This window comes from Bacillus cereus group sp. BfR-BA-01453, assembly GCF_022662915.1.
In the GTDB taxonomy this organism is placed as follows: domain Bacteria; phylum Bacillota; class Bacilli; order Bacillales; family Bacillaceae_G; genus Bacillus_A; species Bacillus_A paranthracis.
The window spans coordinates 332719-350439 of record NZ_JAKUEN010000002.1 but is presented as its reverse complement, the minus strand read 5'-3'; the positions used below and the strand labels follow the sequence as shown (position 1 = coordinate 350439).

Below are 17721 nucleotides of genomic sequence, written 5' to 3'. Positions count from 1 at the left end.
AACATCCCTACCTCTATTCATATATAGCATTTCTATATTGTAAACAAAAAAGAGGGGCTTGTCCCCCCTCTTCTTTTAATTTTTCTTTAAAAGAGTTGCTCCTGCAATCCCTGGGTGTGTCATTTCGAATGGATCTAGAATTAATTCTAAGTCTTCTTGTGACAGTACACCATTTTTCACACAAAGTTCTCGAACGGATTGCCCTGTCGCGATTGCTTCTTTCGCAACGCGAGCTGCTGCTTCATAACCGATATGAGGGTTCACGGCTGTAATAATTCCTACACTCTTCTCAACATACTCTTTTAAGCGATCTTCATTCGCTTCAATTCCTTTTAAGCAATTGTCTGTAAAGGCACGGAAACCGTTATTCATAATACTAATTGATTGAAGTAAGTTGAAAACAAGTACTGGTTCCATAACGTTTAATTCTAATTGTCCTGCTTCTGAAGCAAGGCAAATTGTATGGTCGTTACCAATGACTTGGAACGCAATTTGATTAATTACTTCTGGCATAACAGGATTTACTTTTCCTGGCATAATAGATGAACCTGGTTGACGAGCTGGTAGCATAATTTCCGCTAAGCCAACGCGTGGACCTGATGCCATTAAGCGAAGGTCATTTGCAATTTTAGACATATTCATCATACATACTTTAAGTGCTGCTGATACTTCTGTGTATGCATCCGTATTTTGCGTTGCATCTACTAAGTCTTCTGCACCAACAAGTGGTAGTTCACTAATTGCAGCTAAATGTTTTACAACTGCTTCAATATATTCTGGATCTGCATTTAAACCTGTACCAACTGCAGTTGCCCCCATGTTCACTTCATATAAGTGTTGACGTGATTGCTGAATTCGTTTCATATCACGTTCAAGTACACGAGAGTATGCTTTAAATTCTTGTCCAAGACGAATTGGCACAGCATCTTGTAAATGTGTACGACCCATTTTAATCACATGATCGAACTGTTCTGCTTTTAATTCAAATACATCGTGCATATAACCCATCGTTTGTAATAAACCTTCTAATGCGTTTAATGTTGCGATATGAATCGCCGTTGGGAATGCATCGTTTGTTGATTGTGCCATGTTTACATGACTATTTGGACTAATATAATGATAGTCTCCCTTTTCCATCCCTAATAATTCAAGCGCACGATTGGCAATGACTTCATTTGCATTCATGTTCATTGAAGTACCTGCTCCGCCTTGGATTGGATCTACGATAAAATGATCATGCCATTTTCCATCGAGAATTTCTTGAGCAGCTTCTGCGATCGCGCCACCCTTGTTCAATTCCAATCTTCCTACATCTGTATTCGCAAGCGCTGCAGCTTTTTTTACAACTGCGAACGCTCTAATTAAACCTTCATGGATTTTGTATCCTGTAATTGGAAAGTTTTCAACTGCACGCATTGTTTGTACGCCGTAGTATGCATAGTTTGGTACTTCTTTTTCACCTAAAAAGTCTTTTTCAATTCGAACACCATTTTTAACTTCAGTTAATGTTGCCATACTTATTCACTCCTTAACGATTTCTTATGCTGCTTTTGTTTCTTTGACTGTTTCTACATATTGTTTTGCTTTCTCATTATCGAATTCGCCTTCCCACTTCGACATAACAATGGCCGCTAATGCATTTCCTAATACATTGACAGATGAGCGAATCATATCTAAAATGCGGTCAATTCCCGCAATTAACGCGATACCTTCTAGTGGTAATCCCATTGAACCTAACGTTGCTAATACAACAACGAACGATGCACCTGGAACTCCCGCCATACCTTTGGATGTTAACATGAGAACGAATAATAACGTTATTTGCTCTGTCAGTGACATGTGCACACCGTACATTTGTGCAACAAATAATGCCGCTAACGCTTGATAAATAGCCGATCCAGTCAAGTTAAATGTATAACCTGTCGGAATTACGAAAGAGGCAACTGCCTTTGGACAACCGAACTCTTCCATTTTTCTCATTATATTAGGTAAAACAGCTTCTGAACTTGCTGTCGTAAATGAAAGAATTAGTTCTTCTTTTAAAATTTTCATTAATGTAAAAATATTTACGCCAACCATTCGTGCATTAATACCTAATACAATCACAACGAATAGTATAACAGTTACGTATACAGCTAGCACTAGTTTTCCTAAAGGAAGTAATGTTGCTACACCAAATTTTGCAACCGTAACCGCAATTAATGCGAATACACCAAATGGTGCAAATTTCATAACTTGATTTGTAACCCAAAACATCGCTTCGAGTACACCTTCAAAGAAGTTAAAGACAGGCTTTCCTTTTTCCCCAATTGCCGCAACTCCTAAACCGAATAATACTGAGAAGAAAATAATCGGTAATAAGTCACCTTGTGCAATCGATTCAAATACGTTTTTTGGTACAATGTGAACAATTGTATCAGCAAAACCTTTCTTCTCGGTTGCATCGGCTGTTTGTTTATAAGAAGAAATATCACTTTGCTGTAAGTTATTCATATCAACGCCAGTACCCGGTTGGAATATATTTGCCGCAAGTAATCCCATTAAAATAGCAATCGTCGTAATAATTTCGAAATAAAGAATTGTCTTACCGCCTAGTTTCCCAAGCTTTTTCATATCTCCTACACCAGCTACTGCAACAATTAATGCTGAAATAACAATTGGTACTACAATCATCTTAATTAAGTGAATAAATATATCCCCAATTGGTGTGATATAAGAAATCGCCGTTTTATTGCCATAAAAGACTGCCCCTACTACAATCCCTAAAACAAGCGCGACAAAAATTTGTGTTGCCAATCCGAATTTTTTCATTTATGTTCATCCCCTTCATGCGAACGCTTTCAATTTGAATTTATAAAAGCTACTCACACATCTTATAAGCGAACCTACAAAATCATACAAAAACCTACAAGTTCGTCACAAAAAATTCGAATATTTTTCTTCTTTTTTTCATTGACACCATTTTGTTAAAAAACTATAAAATATACTTGATAAGTAATCAGATTGTTTCGTATAATCAAAAAGATATATACTTACAACAAATCAAAATGAAAAGGAGTGGATGATATGAAAAATTATGTGCAAAAATTCGTTCTATCTTCTTCTTTTCTTTTTCATTTTCTTAAAAAGGAACAAAGGCATTTGCCTTTGTTCCTTTTTTATTGCGATCTATATAGGGGGAATTGTTATGAGGCCATATAAACGTGTCTTAATTAAATTAAGCGGCGGTGCACTTGCCGATCAAACCGGAAATAGCTTTAACTCCAAACGATTAGAACATATCGCAAACGAAATTTTATCCATTGTTGATTTAGGTATCGAAGTATCCATCGTCATCGGTGGCGGGAACATTTTTAGAGGTCATCTAGCGGAAGAATGGGGAATCGATCGTGTAGAAGCTGACAATATCGGTACGTTAGGTACAATCATTAACAGCTTAATGCTACGCGGCGTTTTAACAAGTAAAACAAATACAGAAGTGCGCGTTATGACTTCCATCCCGTTTAATGCTGTAGCTGAACCATACATTCGCTTGCGTGCAGTCCACCATTTAGATAACGGGTATATCGTTATTTTTGGAGGTGGTAACGGGCAACCGTTCGTTACGACAGATTACCCAAGTGTTCAAAGGGCTATTGAAATGAATAGTGACGCCATATTAGTTGCAAAACAAGGAGTCGACGGCGTTTTTACTAGTGATCCAAAGCATAATAAATCAGCAAAAATGTATCGAAAACTAAACTATAACGATGTTGTTAGGCAAAACATTCAAGTAATGGATCAAGCTGCTTTATTGCTTGCCCGTGATTATAATTTACCAGCACACGTCTTTAACTTTGATGAGCCTGGAGTAATGAAAAGAATTTGCTTAGGTGAACATGTGGGGACGTTGATTAATGATGATGCTTCATTGCTTGTGCATGAAAAATAATTATTTCCCATCAAAAAAGGGCGTCTTTTCTAGACACCCTTTCTTCCTTTATCATCACAAATAAAAATCAACCCATCCCGCAAATTTCTCCTTACAACGATCCCAAAAAGATAACTTCTCAAAAAATTCTTTCCTCATTTCTTTTGAATCACGAAAATCCTCTGTTAACGCCTTATTAACTTGCCCTACAATAGGACCGCCATGAATATAAAAATTCATTTCATCATTTATATTGAAGCTACGCGAAGTAAAGTTTGTTGTGCCAATAACGGTTAATTCATTATCAATAAGCATTAATTTTCCATGGAACATTCCTTTTTTATACCCATATACAGTAATCCCATTATTAACAGCTTGACGTATATATGGATACGCCGCTTCTTTTATAAGAGGTAAATCTGGTTTATATGACCAAAGTATTTTTACTGTAACACCACGCTTTTGTGCTGCAATTAAAGCATTCATTGATTCTTTATTTTTCGCTATAAAATACGGCGTTGCAATTACAATGGAGTGCTGAGCTTGTTTAATGAGCTCTATATATTTTTTAGCAACGTAATGCCCATTGTAACTCGTCATAGTATGTAATGTATTCCCTTTACTAGCTTTATTCGTACTCCTCTTTATCTCTTCTTTCGTATCTCGTTTCCAATCTAAAGCAAATTGTTCTTCTAAATCTTTTGCGCCTTCTCCTTTTATCCGTACATGATAGTCTCGCCAGTACCCAAAGTGTTTATCTTTCCCTAAGTACTCATCCCCTATATTAAAACCACCCGTATAACCAATCTCCCCATCAATTGTCGTAATACGGCGATGATTACGATGGTGAAGTGAATAAAACCCGAATGGTAATTCAGGTTTTCTACTATACGTAAAATGTACACCACTTTCCCGCAATTCATTTATCATCTTTCTTTCAAATGATAAATCATTAATGCGATCCACTGATAAATAGACGTTTACTCCTTCTTTTGCCTTCTCTTTTAATAAATTTAAAAAAGTATGGCTACTTTTATCATCCGACAAAATGAAGAAATACGTGTAAATGGAGCTTTTGGCTTCTCTTATATCAGTAAATAATTGTTTATAAAAAGACTTCCCTTCTACATATAATTGAAAGTCACTATGATGAGGTGCATACTCTGTCGGCATGTTTTTCCCAGCTTCCATTTTCCTTCCTAAGGTAACGTCAATATGCATCCAAATTAAAATAAAAACGAAAATAGCAATAATAATAGAAGTAACTCGCAATATTTTTTTAATCATTTTAATTTCCTTCCGCTCGTTTTCTTTCCGCCTTTCTATTTTGTCATTCAAATTTAGATTTCATGCTTCATACAAAAAAGGATGTGACTTAACGTCACACCCTTTTTTATATTAAACAAAGTTCCTCGCATCATTATTTCTTCCAAATTTATAAATCGCAATTAAGAAGAATGCAATTGCAAAAGCAAATAAGATTAATATGTTTAAATACAACTCTGAGAACGGTATTCCCTGTTGTAGTTTTGCTATCGTATCTAATAACCAACGCTGCGGAAGAAAATCAGCTACTTTTTGTACCGCCTTTGGCATAATGTCGTACGGGAAATAACATCCAGCAAGCAAACATGTTGGTACTATCATTAAATTTTGCATTGCATTTGAAGCAGCTGAACTTTTTGAGAACGACACAATAACTAATGATAAACCAATTGCAATTAAGGCAAAGATCATTAGCACACCAATCATTACTATGAAAGGCATATTAATATTTGTATGAAAAACATTCGTCAGAAATAATACTGCAATGACAATTTGCAATGTTAATATCATCATATTTACCGCGACGTTGGACAATATAAATTTCTTTCCGTCAATTGGTGTTGATAATAATCTAAAGTACGTTCTATTCTCTTTTTCTTTTAAAATAAATCCTGATAAGTTCACTGCTGAAAACAGCATAAACATAATAAGATAACCCATCGTTTGATTTGTCATATCTTTATTTTTCGATGTATCTTCTAGCGTCTCCGTTTTCATTTTAAATGAACTTTTTTGATACCCTGCGTACATACTATTAAATGCACTTTGATCTGTTCCTGCTACTTTACTAATAGCTGCTACATTATCTATATAGTTGTATAAATATGATTTTATAAACCCCGTTACTTGATCACCTTTAATCGATGCAACTTCTATATGGTCTGGCTTTCCTTCTCGAACACTTTTTGAAAAACCAGAAGCTAATGTAATAACTCCATCAAGTTTTTTGGAAGTGAGTTTATCCTCTACTTCAGACTCCTTCACCTTACTCACATTCACATGATTTAATCCTTCTAAAAACTTTATCGTATCGTTTGCTATCGGCTCGTTTTCTTTATTTATAATCCCTATATTTAACGATCCTTGCCCTGCATTTCCGTATATCGAAAAAGAGATAAGCGTTCCGATTATTGGCAAACTAATAATAATGAATAAGCTTTTTTTATTTTTCAAAAGTACAGATAACGTTTTTTGTATGAGCCATAAAATATCTTTCATACTATAGCCCCTCCCGTCTACGTAATGCAATAATTGCAATTAATAAAAAGAGTGCTGATATTCCAATATTTAAAGAAATGACTGGTAGTGCTGCCCCTACATCATTCGCATAAATAATTTTCATAACAGCTGTGTTTGCCCACGTTAATGGTGATAAATTCGTAACGAAATTTTCTTCTACTACGAAGTATGCCCCGCCAAAAATAGAAGCTAATTGCACTACCACCATAATAATTGCTCTAGACGCTTCAGGTGTTTTTGTAATATATCCAATCCCTAAACCGAAGCTAATTGCTAGAAAGACTTCTGTTAATAAAATAAGAAATATGATTCCAAGATGATCGCCCCAATTCGCTTGAAAGACAAATTTACTAAATAACATGACGAGCAATATGCACAGGGCGTTTGCTACAAGACTACCAAGCACTTTCCCAATGAAAATTTCAGCCTTACTTATAGGTGCAGCAATAAGGCGATCTCCTGTTTTACGTATTCGTTCGCCTCGAATTAGAAAACTTGCTCCCATCGCAGCGTACAGTGCAATCATCGTCGTCATTACAACCGCATAGTAATCCATAGAACCCGGTTTATTCGCAGCTTGTAAAGATGTTTCTTTTATATAATCATTATGATTTCCATTTGAAATAACTGCGCTCACCTTACTAGGATTAACTTTTGTAACTTCGGCTGCTACATTGTACTTATCAACAAATGTTGTTAGCATGCCTTCCACAATACTTCCCTCAATACTACTTTTGTCACTTCCGTAAAATTTCGCACCATCTTTCTTTAGTTCTACATAAGCAGCATATTTATTTTGCTTCACCGCTTCCTTCCCATCTATACCTTCAGAAGCTTTTTTAAAATGAATACCCGATTTATCAACTTCTTTCGCAAATGCTTCAAACGTTTGAGAAAACGTGCTACTTGCTTCATCCTTATATAGCACTTGTATATCTTTAATCGAATGACTATCACTATTAAATGCGTTTGTTAATGCTGTTCCTAATACAAGCATAAGCACAATCGGAAATGCTAACATAAAAACTAAAGTTCTTACGTCTCTGAAATCTCTTTTCATATGCATAATTGCAATATTGAAGATGTTCAATTGATGAACCTCCCTTTACCTTTTCTTCATTTACCGTTTATTTATCTCGTAAGTTTCTACCAGTCAACGTAAGGAATACCGTTTCTAAGTTAGGAGCCTGCTCCTCTAACGAACGGATTTCAATGTCATGATTGATGAAGTGCTGAACAATTTTATTTAAATTATTTAATCCTGCATCAGAATTTACTTTAATTACGTTCTCTTCAATTTGAACAGCTTTCACACCGTTTATCTCTTTTAATTTTTCTACATCTAAATTCTCTACCGATTTCACTTCAATCCAAATATCTTTCGTATCAGTAATAATCGCTTTTAACTGCTCTTTCGTTCCTTCTGCAATCACTTTACCGTGATCTACTATCGCTATTTTCGTACAAATCTCTTCTACCTCTTCCATATAGTGACTCGTATAAATAATCGTACTTCCCATTTCGTTTAATTTCCGAACAGACTGCAGGATATAATTTCTTGACTGTGGATCAATTCCAACTGTCGGCTCATCCATAATAATTAACTTCGGTCTATGAGCAATTGCACAAGCGATATTCAGTCTTCGCTTCATCCCACCAGAAAAGTTCTTTGGATAGCTTTTCTGTTTATCGCTAAGTCCTACAAATTGAAGAGCTTCCTCGACCCTAGCTTTTAATTCCGCTCCTCGTAATCCGTACAATCCAGCAAAGAATTTCACATTTTCATAAGCTGTTAACTCTTCATAAATTGCAATATCTTGCGGAACGATACCGATATTCATCTTCGCAAATCGATTATGTTTCTTTATATTTTTTCCTAGTATGCTAATTTCACCTTCATTACTTCTTAACAAACCAGCAATCATGTTGATTGTCGTACTCTTACCAGCACCATTCGATCCTAAAAAGCCAAATATTTCTCCTTCTTTAATAGATAAAGACATATTATCAACTGCGATGAAATCACCAAATTTTTTCGTTAAATTTTTAATTTCTAAAGTATTCATCGTTTCACCCCTATTTCGGTTTCTCTGCTTTTAGTATAAACAAAAAGAATGAACCTGCTCAGTGCAGAAGTTCATTCTTTTCACATGAGATTATTCACTTTTTTCATATGAGATGATTCATCCTCATATCGGTAGCAACATTGTTACTGAAAAACCACTTGTTCCATCTACAATAATTTTACCATTTACAGACGCCGTTCGTTCCTCCATCCCCATAATCCCGAGACCTTTTTTAACAAGTGTTGCACCTTTTCCATTATCCTTCACTTGCACTTTCACCATCTTGTTAAGTACATGAATATCGATTGAAATGACTGTCGCATCAGCATATTTCATCGCATTTGTTAATGCCTCCGTAACATTTTCACCGATAATCTTCCACTGAATCGGTGAAATCATATCTAAGTTCCCTTTATAAACGAAAGGAATATTCACATCATGCTTACCGGCAAATTCCTCTATGAATAATTTCATACGATGAATACCAATTTGCTCAGTTGGTGGTTTCATATTTTTTAATGTAATCCGAATGCTTTCAATTCCATCTTTCGAAATATGAATTGCATTTTGTAATAACTCAGCAGATTTCTCTTTATCTATCGCCATTAATCTCTTTGCTGCTTCCATTTGAATTAGCGCACCCGTCATCGAATGACCAATTTTATCATGAATTTCTTGAGAAAGTCGATTTCTCTCTTCTAACTTAAATGTGTATTCTGATTGCCTTATATACTCTTTATTTTCATGTAAGCTTTTCGTCAATCGCTGCATATCTTTTCGCATCTGATCATTTTGTGATTCAAGTTTTAATACACGCGATATATACCGTTCTGCCATGGTTAATACGAGAAAAGAAAATGCAACAATTAATCCATATGTCATTCGAATACTTTCATCTGTAAATATAATAGGAATCATCATCATGATGAAGAGTTTCCATTTCTTCTCTATATAACGGAATATAAGTTCATATAAGTTCAATGGTAAAAATAAAATAAAGAACGAATGAATCTTCCATGTAAATAACATAACTAGACCAATTGATACGCAAGTTAATATGTTTTTGTACGTATCTGTTTTAAATATAGAGATCAGCACGTTTACAGAAAGATATAAAAGCAAAGTAAGTATAATCCATGGTAAGTTCTCTACATTTAAATACATGTAACTAAACACAATATATATAAAGACAATTAATTTACTTACAATTAACCAAAATTCCATATCTTTAATCTACTTTCCCTGTTAAGTAATAAATCGCAATTTGTGTACGATGTTCCAGTCCGGTTTTCCCTAAAACTGATGTAATATAATTTGCAATTGTTCCTTCTGATATGAAAAGTTGCTTTGAAATTTCTTTATTCGAAAAGCCTTTTGCAATTAATGCGATAATACTCAGCTCTCTTTCAGTAAAAAGACTTTTATCTATTTTACATTCTTCCTCTTTACTTTCCATTAAATTAGACTTAATTTTATCGAGAACTACATCTTGCATAACAGTTTGGCCGTTATATACTCCTTTTATCGCATCACGAATACGCTCCGGATCATTATTTTTTAATAAATAACCTTTTGCACCGTTCTTCACTGCGTCCAAAATATATTCATCATCATCAAACGTCGTTAAAATTAGTGGCTTCGTTTTCGTCTCTTCACAAATGAATTTCGTCGCCTCTACCCCGTTCATATTTGGCATACGAACATCTAAAAGGGCGATATCAATGTCGTTCTTTTTGCAATAGTCCACTGCTTCTCTCCCATCATTTACTGTATCTACCACTTCGAACTCTTCATATGTATTTAAAATAATTTTCATACCTTCTCTAATAAAAGAATTATCATCTGCTATTAATATTTTTATTTTCATGTTTGTTAGTATGGACATTCCCCTACTAACATTCACATCCTTTCTTCCTATAACATTTCCCACTTGCTCATTATATACTTCTCTTTACCATTTTTTCACACCTTTTTTCATATAGCCTCCTTTCTAAAAATATATTATTCTTTTTTTACAACATGTGTAGGGGGACCAGTCATTTCTTACGTCTATATAATAGAATGCGTCAAAAAGGAGGGAGAGACCCATTGAGGAAAAACAATTAATTGAAAAAGCACAGCAAGGAAGCGAACATGCTTTTCGTATCCTTGTGCAAACATATCGTCACTATATTTTCCAAGTTATCTTTTCTATTTTAAGACATGAAGAAGATGCGAAAGATGTTACACAAGAAGTATTCGTAAAAATTCACGCCTCTCTCCCAAATTATCAATTTCGCGGATTAAAAACGTGGATGGCACGTATTGCCACCAATCACGCTATTGATTATAAGAGAAAAAAAGCTAGAGAAAACGAAGAACTCTCCTTATGTAAAGAAACTGAGGAAAATATAAAATCCTCTCAAAATATTGAGGCTTTATTATTGACGAAAGAGCAAAAATTACTCATCGCTCAAAAACTGAGAGAACTTCCCGAAAATTACCGTGACGTCGTTCTCGCACATTACTTAGAAGAAAAAAGCTATCAAGAAATTGCTTTACAGGAAAACATCGAAGTGAAAACAGTCGAAATGAAACTGTATCGAGCAAGAAAATGGATTAAAAAACATTGGAAGGAGGAAGAGTTTCTATGATGCATTATTCAAAAGAAGATTGGCGCAATTATACACTAGATTTTATAGAGAACAATGAACGTGAATCTATGGAAGAACACCTTTATGAATGTGACCATTGTTTAGCACTTTATATGGAAAGTATCGATGAACAACAGGAAAACCTTCCAATGATAAATGATGATTCATTTACGAATGAAGTTATGACGCAAATTGATTTTGAAACGCTGCAACCTAATGAAAATATAAAAACAAACTCACTAAAGCGCACCATGATTCACTACATAATTGCCACTGCGGCTACAATTATTTTTATGGTAAGTGGTTTATTCCAATATATTTTTACAGCGACATCAAATTTAGAGAAATCTTCAAAACATAACGAGTCTTCTATCTCACAACAAATTGTAAACAAATCAGTAGACACATCAAAAAAGGACGGAGGTTCAAAGCATGAATAAAAATCCCTTTTTAGCACTTGTATTAGGGCTAATTCCTGGGCTTGGACATTTATATTTAAAGAAATTCGGACGGTTTATTTTATACAGCGGAGGAGCTTTATTACTATTTTCTTTCGCAGTTTTTTGCGTAGTAGAATTAATAGCGCGCGAACTTGCTTTTCTTTCTCTATTTTTACTAGCCGTGTTATGGGTGGTCAACTTACTAGATTTAGTTATCACAATTATTAACCAATCGAAAAAACAAGCAACCGGAGAATTAACAGAGTCCTCTAAAGAGAGCGAACGATTTTATATCATTCTTCTATCAATCATTCCTGGACTTGGACATTTTCAATTAGGACTTATGCAACGTGGACTTACATTTTTAGTAGCTTGCACAGGAATCGGAAGTATGATTATTTTCGTTGCACTTTTAACATCTCAAGAAAGTTTTCTTATCTTTCTCGTGACGTTACCTGTTTTATGGATTTACAATTTCTTCGATGTTGTTCAGCAACTCCAGAAAAAAGAACGTGGCGAGCAACTAGATGATCGTACGATTTTCGAAGAGTTTGAAGAGCACCGTGAACAAGGAAAGAAAAGTAAAACATTCGCTTCTATTTTAGCGATGTTCCCCGGAGCAGGACATATGTATTTAGGCTTACAGCGACGCGGTCTTCAGCTTATGGCAGCCTTTTTACTTTCCATATACTTACTTGACTTATTAAGACTTTCTGCGTTTTTATTTTTAGTTCCAATCATTTGGTTCTATAGCTTTTTTGACGCTTTACAGCAAACTGCAAAGTATGGAAAAGAACGTGTACATGACGAACCTATCATTGATTATTTTATCAATCATCAAAGATGGATCGGTATTGGGTTAATTACACTCGGTGGTTATTATTTATTAGATCAAACAGTCCTTCCTATTTTGAATGATTACTTTGCAACTATATTTAACATTCATCTTAGCGAGCTGTATTATCGCTATTTCCAAACATCTATCGTTGCACTCCTCTTAATTGGTGGCGGCTTTAAATTGTTACTTGGAAATAAAGAAAATAAAGGTGGTACGAAAGAATGAGAACATGGCGCGTTGGAACATTTTCAATGGGGCTTTCTATTATTGCATTAGGTTGCTTCTTACTATTTTCAGTTATAAAAGGTACTGAGGTATTAGATTCCTTAACAGCATGGTGGCCTGTTTTACTTATTATACTTGGCGTGGAAATTTTACTTTACCTTCTAATTTCTAAGAAGGAACAATCATTTATTAAATATGATATTTTTAGTATTTTCTTTATCGGTGTTTTAGGAAGTGTTGGCATTGCTTTTTACTGTTTATTATCAACTGGATTACTAGATGAGGTTCGTCATTCTATTCATACCACTCGCCAAACGAGTAATATTCCAAGTGGACAACTTAATATACCTGAATCTATAAAGAAAATTGTAGTGGATGCAGGACAGCATCCTCTAACAATAGAGGGAAATGATACAAATCAAATTCATCTTCTTGGAACATATGAAATGACGACGAAAGCTAATGAAAAACTTAATTTAAAACAAGAAGATTTTCTTTCCGTTCAAACAGCCGGGGAAACAATGTATATCACTTTAAAATCATTACCAGTTCAACATACGTTATGGAATTCCGCACCACAGGTCAAACCGACACTCGTTCTTCCACAAAATAAAAATGTAGAAGTTCGTGCTTCAAATAACGAACTATCCCTTTATCCAGGGCAATTACAAAATAATTGGTTTGTACAAGAAAGCTCAAGAGTGTCTGTCCATCTTGCAAAAGAGAGTGATGTATTTTTAACAGCAGTAACAAATCAAAAGGAACCACATGGCAATACACCTTGGGAACAAGTTGAAGATGTAACAAAAAAAGAAGAGAATACTTCAGAAGAAAATCCAGAATTAAACGGGCAAGAACATTGGTATAAAAATTCGATTAAAACCGGGAATGGAACATACAAGTTAAATATTGAGAAAGCTTACAATTTAAATATGAGCGTTATTGAAAAATAAAAAAAACCTTCCGCAATTGCGGAAGGTTTTTCTCATATAATCGCTTTAATTCCCTCTAACACTAAGCCAATCATAAATCCGCAAACAGCTCCGTTTACTCGGATCCATTGCAAATCTTTACCGACGTTATTTTCAATCATTTCAATTAACGTTTTATCATCTAACTTATCAAGATTTTCTTGCACAAGCTTTCCGATTTTCGAATGGTTATTCTCAACAAGCTTCACAACTTGTTTTTGTAACCAATCTTCTATTTTTTGAACAGTCACTTCGTCATCTTTTATTTTATTCATTTGTTTTTGTAAAAATGGAATAACATACTTATCCGCAAATTCTTCATTGTTTACAAAGGCAACTGCTTTTTGTTGTACTTGCTCAAGCATTCCTTTTATTTTTTCAGTACCATCCCAATTTGCAATCCACTTTTCTTTCCATTTTTCTAATTCCTGTAGCAACGCTTCATTTTCTTTTACATTTATAATTTCTTGACGAATTTTCGCTAATATAAGTTGTCTCGTGCTATTATCAGCATCTTGTAAGCTGTTAATATTACTAATAATAAACTTCTGCAAAATGCCGCCAATTTTATCTTCATCTACAATATTCATAAATGATTTCAAAGTAAACTGCAAGAATCCATCTACTTTTATATTTTCCATCGCCTTCATACCTAAGCTTCCGAGTTGGTAACGCGCTTCATCTTGCGCTGTCCAGTCTTTCACTTTTACTAATATGTAATCAAGTGTCTTTTCATCATATTCTTGCACAACTAATTGATCAACAAGCACTTGTAAAATGTTACTTGTATTCATTGTATGCAAATATGTTTTTAATTCTTTTTCAATAATAACCGCTAATTTTTCCGTATCTATTGAAACAATCGCTTTCTCCGCAATCGTTACAATCCCTTTTTTCACAGCATCAGACTGCATTTCTCTCTCAGCAATTTGCAGCACCATTTGTGCTAGTTGCATTTCTTTTACTTTATTCGTAATGCTTTCTTTCGTTAGCCACTCATTTTCTAACGTATTGATGAGCCCTTTCGTTACTCGTTTACGGTTTTTCGGTAACAAAGCTGTATGCGGAATTGGAATTCCCATCGGGTGACGGAATAATGCTGTAACTGCGAACCAATCCGCAAGTCCACCAACTAACCCAGCTTCAAATCCACCTTGAATAATCTCACCAGCTACCGACCCTTGAAAAGGAATAGAAGCCGCAAAACCTACCCCCATAACCCCAAGCGAAATACCCGCTATATATTTAGTCTGTAATGACATCGTATACACATCCTCTTATTATGTAAAATAAAGCTTTTTGTTGTATTTATACAATATTAATTATCCTTTATATATACTATAAAGAACTATTGTGAAAATAACAAAGATTTTTATGTACATGAAAGAATGAGGCTATAATTAGCCTCATTCTTCTTATTGGTGCTTATTCCGAACTTTTCTTATAATATCCATTCATCACATCTTTCGGAACCATACTACCGCCTGTTCCCCACACAATATGAGTACCTTTCTTCATCTTCTCTATTAACTGTTGCTTTTGTAAATACGCATCTTCTGTACATACTTTCACTGGTCCTATCATACCGGCTAATGCAGAAGGCTCTAAATAAATATTTTCCGTATCAGCTAGTTCTTTTAATAATCTATATAACTCTTCATCACTTACTGTGTAATCTCCACTCAAAAATGGTTCTATCGTTTTACCGACAAATCCAGACGGTCTTCCTACCGCTAGTCCGTCCGCGTCTGTTACATTATCAATTCCGATATCTTGAACGGCGATTTTATCATGAAGTCCTGTCATTAACCCAAGTAACATACATGGTGAATGCGTTGGCTCTGCAAAGAAACAGTGTACGTTGTCTTTATACAATAACTTTAAACCAAATGCGACTCTGCCAGGTCCGCCACCTACTCCGCATGGCAGATAAACGAATAAAGGATGCTCTTCATCCACTACAATCTCTAACTCTTCTAATTGTTTTTGTAAACGCGATGCCGCTACTGCGTATCCTAAAAATAAATCATGTGAGTTTTCATCATCTACAAAATAACAACTAGGATCAGCATCTGCTTGCTGGCGCCCCTCTTCTACTGCTTTACTATAATCAGCTTCATATTCAATAACGTTTACACCTTTGCTTCTTAATAAATCTTTTTTCCATTCTTTTGCGTCTTACAAGCTGTAAAATCTTATATAAGAAATTTAGAACAACAATAAATATTTCTTAAGAAGAAAAAGCGTAGGAATTTAATCTTTCTACGCTTTTTAAAATATTCAATTTAGATATTCATTTCCATGAAATGACTACATGCACTATCAACTTAATAGAAATTTATATTATTATTTTAAATAAAGACAATCTTTCAGAAATACGTTATATTCCATATGAATTTATATAGAAAACATAATTAAAGGAGAACTGAACTTGATAAGACATATAGCTAGTTTCTTACTAGGAACATTTGTTATGATAATTGGTTCCTTATATGTTATGAAGCCGATTAATCATTTCACTATTTTGGAACGCTTCTCTTACAGAGAATATTTTTGAGATTCATTTTTCACCATGATATTTTTTTACTTAAATAGAGTAACAGAAAGCATCATTTATGTTAAATCCAATTAATAATCATTATTTATTTTGATAGAATTTTTGAATTTCCTCATCAAAATATACCCAACCCTTCCAACCTATATGAATTGTATCTTTTAAAAAATACTTATCATATTCATGGTTAGAAAAATCTACAATGGGGAATCCAGCCCTTTTGATTTGTGCATATATTTTGTTATAATACTCATCACGTCGCTCTTTTGGAACGCCTGCATAATCATACCATGGTCCATTAAATGGAACGGATATAAAGAGTGGTTTTGCTTTCTTTTGTTTTAAAATATCTAATATAAGTTGAAAATCTTGATATTCGGGTGATTCCGTATATGACTCATGCGCTCGATAACCTTTTAAGTTATCTAACTTACTTTTAATATTTTTGTTATAGTAATGATTTACAATACCAAATGCATTAGAATCCGATTCCATTTCTCCAGTATTCTCCGCATGGTTACGAATTTTTTCCCAGGTAAGCAATCTTAATTCAGGATCAACATTTGCCTTACGAGATTTAATATCAAATATTGACATCATTAAGTCTTTGCGATCTAAGATATTACGGTATAGATATGCAAACGGCTTAGAAATCGTAGATTTTAGGGAATGAATTGTGTCATTATATACAATACCCTCTAATGAGTTTTTTAACAGTTTATCTTTTTGTACAATCTCGAATTCTAAAAGGCGTTTAGCGATCTGTCTTTTCATCTCAGGTTGTAATTCATCATTGAAAAGAAAATGATAGGCCTGTTGAGATGAAAAATTTGGTGCGAAGTGTAATTCATCCAAGCCTTCTTTCACAAACCATTGTGGTGAGAGTACAAATACCATTTTTCGGTTTTCTAAATTATCCATTAATGCAGAAAGACTTAGTACATGAGTCAAACTTTGTGTTCCACCTCGTCCAACTAAAAAAGGGATAAAGCCTTGATTGTTAATCTTAAAATAGTTTGAGGGGTGGTACACATCTAAACGTGAAAACTCTGATGAGCCATACATAGGAAGATATTTCTGATCCATTAGCATTTTTTGCTGTAAAACAATTCCTTGAAACATCTCTTTTTTTAGTGAAGTGGTTGCATCTTCAACCTTTTGTTCACTAACTAATGGCGTAAGAAAGCAAAGTGGAATCAATAACATTCCAAAAAAGAGAAATAAAGCTAAAAATAGCGGACCAAACTTTGGTTGCTTCATCTCATTTCTCCCAGTTTACTAACGATCATGTTTGGCGTTGTCCAATGATCGCGCTCAAAATCAGAAATAGATAATTCAATACCCAAACGATCTTGAAACTCTACTAATAAGGACACCGTACCAAAGGAATCAAGAATACCCTCTTCAAATAGTTCAACATCTAGATTTTCTTTTACTATGCCGGTTTCACATATTTCTTCTAAAATATCTAATACTTTATTTCTAAATTCAGCCATTTACTTATTTTCCCCTTATTATC

At 34.3% G+C, this 17721-nt stretch carries 16 protein-coding genes and 1 pseudogene; 5 read left to right on the top strand and 12 right to left on the bottom strand.

Going from position 1 to position 17721, the window contains the following annotated elements; all coding sequences use genetic code 11:
- Positions 1-75 precede the first annotated feature (75 nt).
- Positions 76-1515, bottom strand: coding sequence for an aspartate ammonia-lyase (gene aspA, locus MR070_RS06575; protein WP_000224205.1), 1440 nt, complete (start codon positions 1513-1515; stop codon positions 76-78).
- Positions 1516-1539: 24 nt separating this feature from the next.
- Positions 1540-2811, bottom strand: a complete 1272-nt coding sequence (locus tag MR070_RS06570; RefSeq protein WP_000713288.1) for a cation:dicarboxylate symporter family transporter — start codon at positions 2809-2811, stop codon at positions 1540-1542.
- Positions 2812-3187: 376 nt separating this feature from the next.
- Here MR070_RS06570 and pyrH point away from each other — a divergent pair, with 376 nt between their 5' ends.
- Positions 3188-3931 (top strand): UMP kinase, encoded by a 744-nt coding sequence (gene pyrH, locus MR070_RS06565; RefSeq protein ID WP_001248063.1) that lies wholly within the window; start codon positions 3188-3190, stop codon positions 3929-3931.
- Positions 3932-3985: 54 nt separating this feature from the next.
- On the opposite strand, the gene MR070_RS06560 is transcribed toward pyrH, so the two are convergent.
- The 6 genes from MR070_RS06560 to MR070_RS06535 form a co-directional block, all read right to left on the bottom strand.
- Positions 3986-5197 carry a phospholipase D-like domain-containing protein gene (locus MR070_RS06560; protein WP_242260834.1) on the bottom strand — a complete coding sequence of 404 codons (1212 nt, stop codon included), beginning with the start codon at positions 5195-5197 and terminating at the stop codon, positions 3986-3988.
- Positions 5198-5308: 111 nt separating this feature from the next.
- Positions 5309-6454: an ABC transporter permease gene (locus tag MR070_RS06555; RefSeq protein WP_242260833.1), complete on the bottom strand. Its 1146-nt coding sequence runs from the start codon at positions 6452-6454 to the stop codon at positions 5309-5311.
- Between the two features lies 1 nt (position 6455).
- Positions 6456-7565, bottom strand: a complete 1110-nt coding sequence (locus MR070_RS06550; protein ID WP_242260831.1) for an ABC transporter permease — start codon at positions 7563-7565, stop codon at positions 6456-6458.
- Between the two features lie 37 nt (positions 7566-7602).
- Complete coding sequence (locus MR070_RS06545) at positions 7603-8541, bottom strand: ABC transporter ATP-binding protein (protein WP_001093819.1); 939 nt, start codon at positions 8539-8541, stop codon at positions 7603-7605.
- A 123-nt stretch (positions 8542-8664) separates the two neighbouring features.
- Complete coding sequence (locus tag MR070_RS06540; RefSeq protein WP_242260829.1) at positions 8665-9765, bottom strand: sensor histidine kinase; 1101 nt, start codon at positions 9763-9765, stop codon at positions 8665-8667.
- 4 nt (positions 9766-9769) lie between these two features.
- A complete protein-coding gene (locus MR070_RS06535) occupies positions 9770-10408 on the bottom strand; it encodes a response regulator transcription factor (RefSeq protein ID WP_000694113.1) in 639 nt (212 codons plus the stop codon).
- Positions 10409-10691: 283 nt separating this feature from the next.
- Between MR070_RS06535 and MR070_RS06530 the strand changes: the two genes are divergently transcribed.
- From MR070_RS06530 to exsE, 4 genes are read left to right on the top strand one after another with little or no spacing between them, the layout of a single operon-like run.
- On the top strand, positions 10692-11174 hold the full coding sequence (locus MR070_RS06530; protein ID WP_001195476.1) for an RNA polymerase sigma factor: 483 nt from the start codon (positions 10692-10694) through the stop codon (positions 11172-11174).
- Positions 11171-11614, top strand: a complete 444-nt coding sequence (locus tag MR070_RS06525) for a hypothetical protein (RefSeq protein WP_242260827.1) — start codon at positions 11171-11173, stop codon at positions 11612-11614. The genes MR070_RS06530 and MR070_RS06525 overlap by 4 nt, the downstream gene beginning before the upstream one ends.
- Positions 11607-12677, top strand: coding sequence for a hypothetical protein (locus tag MR070_RS06520; protein WP_001039091.1), 1071 nt, complete (start codon positions 11607-11609; stop codon positions 12675-12677). The genes MR070_RS06525 and MR070_RS06520 overlap by 8 nt, the downstream gene beginning before the upstream one ends.
- Entirely contained in the window at positions 12674-13630 is a 957-nt protein-coding gene (exsE, locus tag MR070_RS06515; protein ID WP_242260826.1) for an exosporium protein ExsE, read from the top strand. Before MR070_RS06520 ends, exsE begins: the two co-directional genes overlap by 4 nt.
- Before the next feature lie 32 nt (positions 13631-13662).
- Here exsE and MR070_RS06510 read toward each other — a convergent pair whose 3' ends face one another.
- From MR070_RS06510 to dltC, 4 genes and pseudogenes are all read right to left on the bottom strand, one after another.
- Positions 13663-14910, bottom strand: coding sequence for a DUF445 domain-containing protein (locus tag MR070_RS06510; RefSeq protein WP_242260824.1), 1248 nt, complete (start codon positions 14908-14910; stop codon positions 13663-13665).
- A gap of 163 nt (positions 14911-15073) precedes the next feature.
- Positions 15074-15826: pseudogene (locus MR070_RS06505) on the bottom strand (D-serine ammonia-lyase); the annotation flags it as partial.
- Positions 15827-16286: 460 nt separating this feature from the next.
- Positions 16287-17462, bottom strand: coding sequence for a D-alanyl-lipoteichoic acid biosynthesis protein DltD (gene dltD, locus MR070_RS06500; protein ID WP_000812862.1), 1176 nt, complete (start codon positions 17460-17462; stop codon positions 16287-16289).
- Positions 17459-17698, bottom strand: a complete 240-nt coding sequence (gene dltC, locus MR070_RS06495) for a D-alanine--poly(phosphoribitol) ligase subunit DltC (protein ID WP_000807386.1) — start codon at positions 17696-17698, stop codon at positions 17459-17461. The genes dltD and dltC overlap by 4 nt, the downstream gene beginning before the upstream one ends.
- Positions 17699-17721 lie beyond the last annotated feature (23 nt).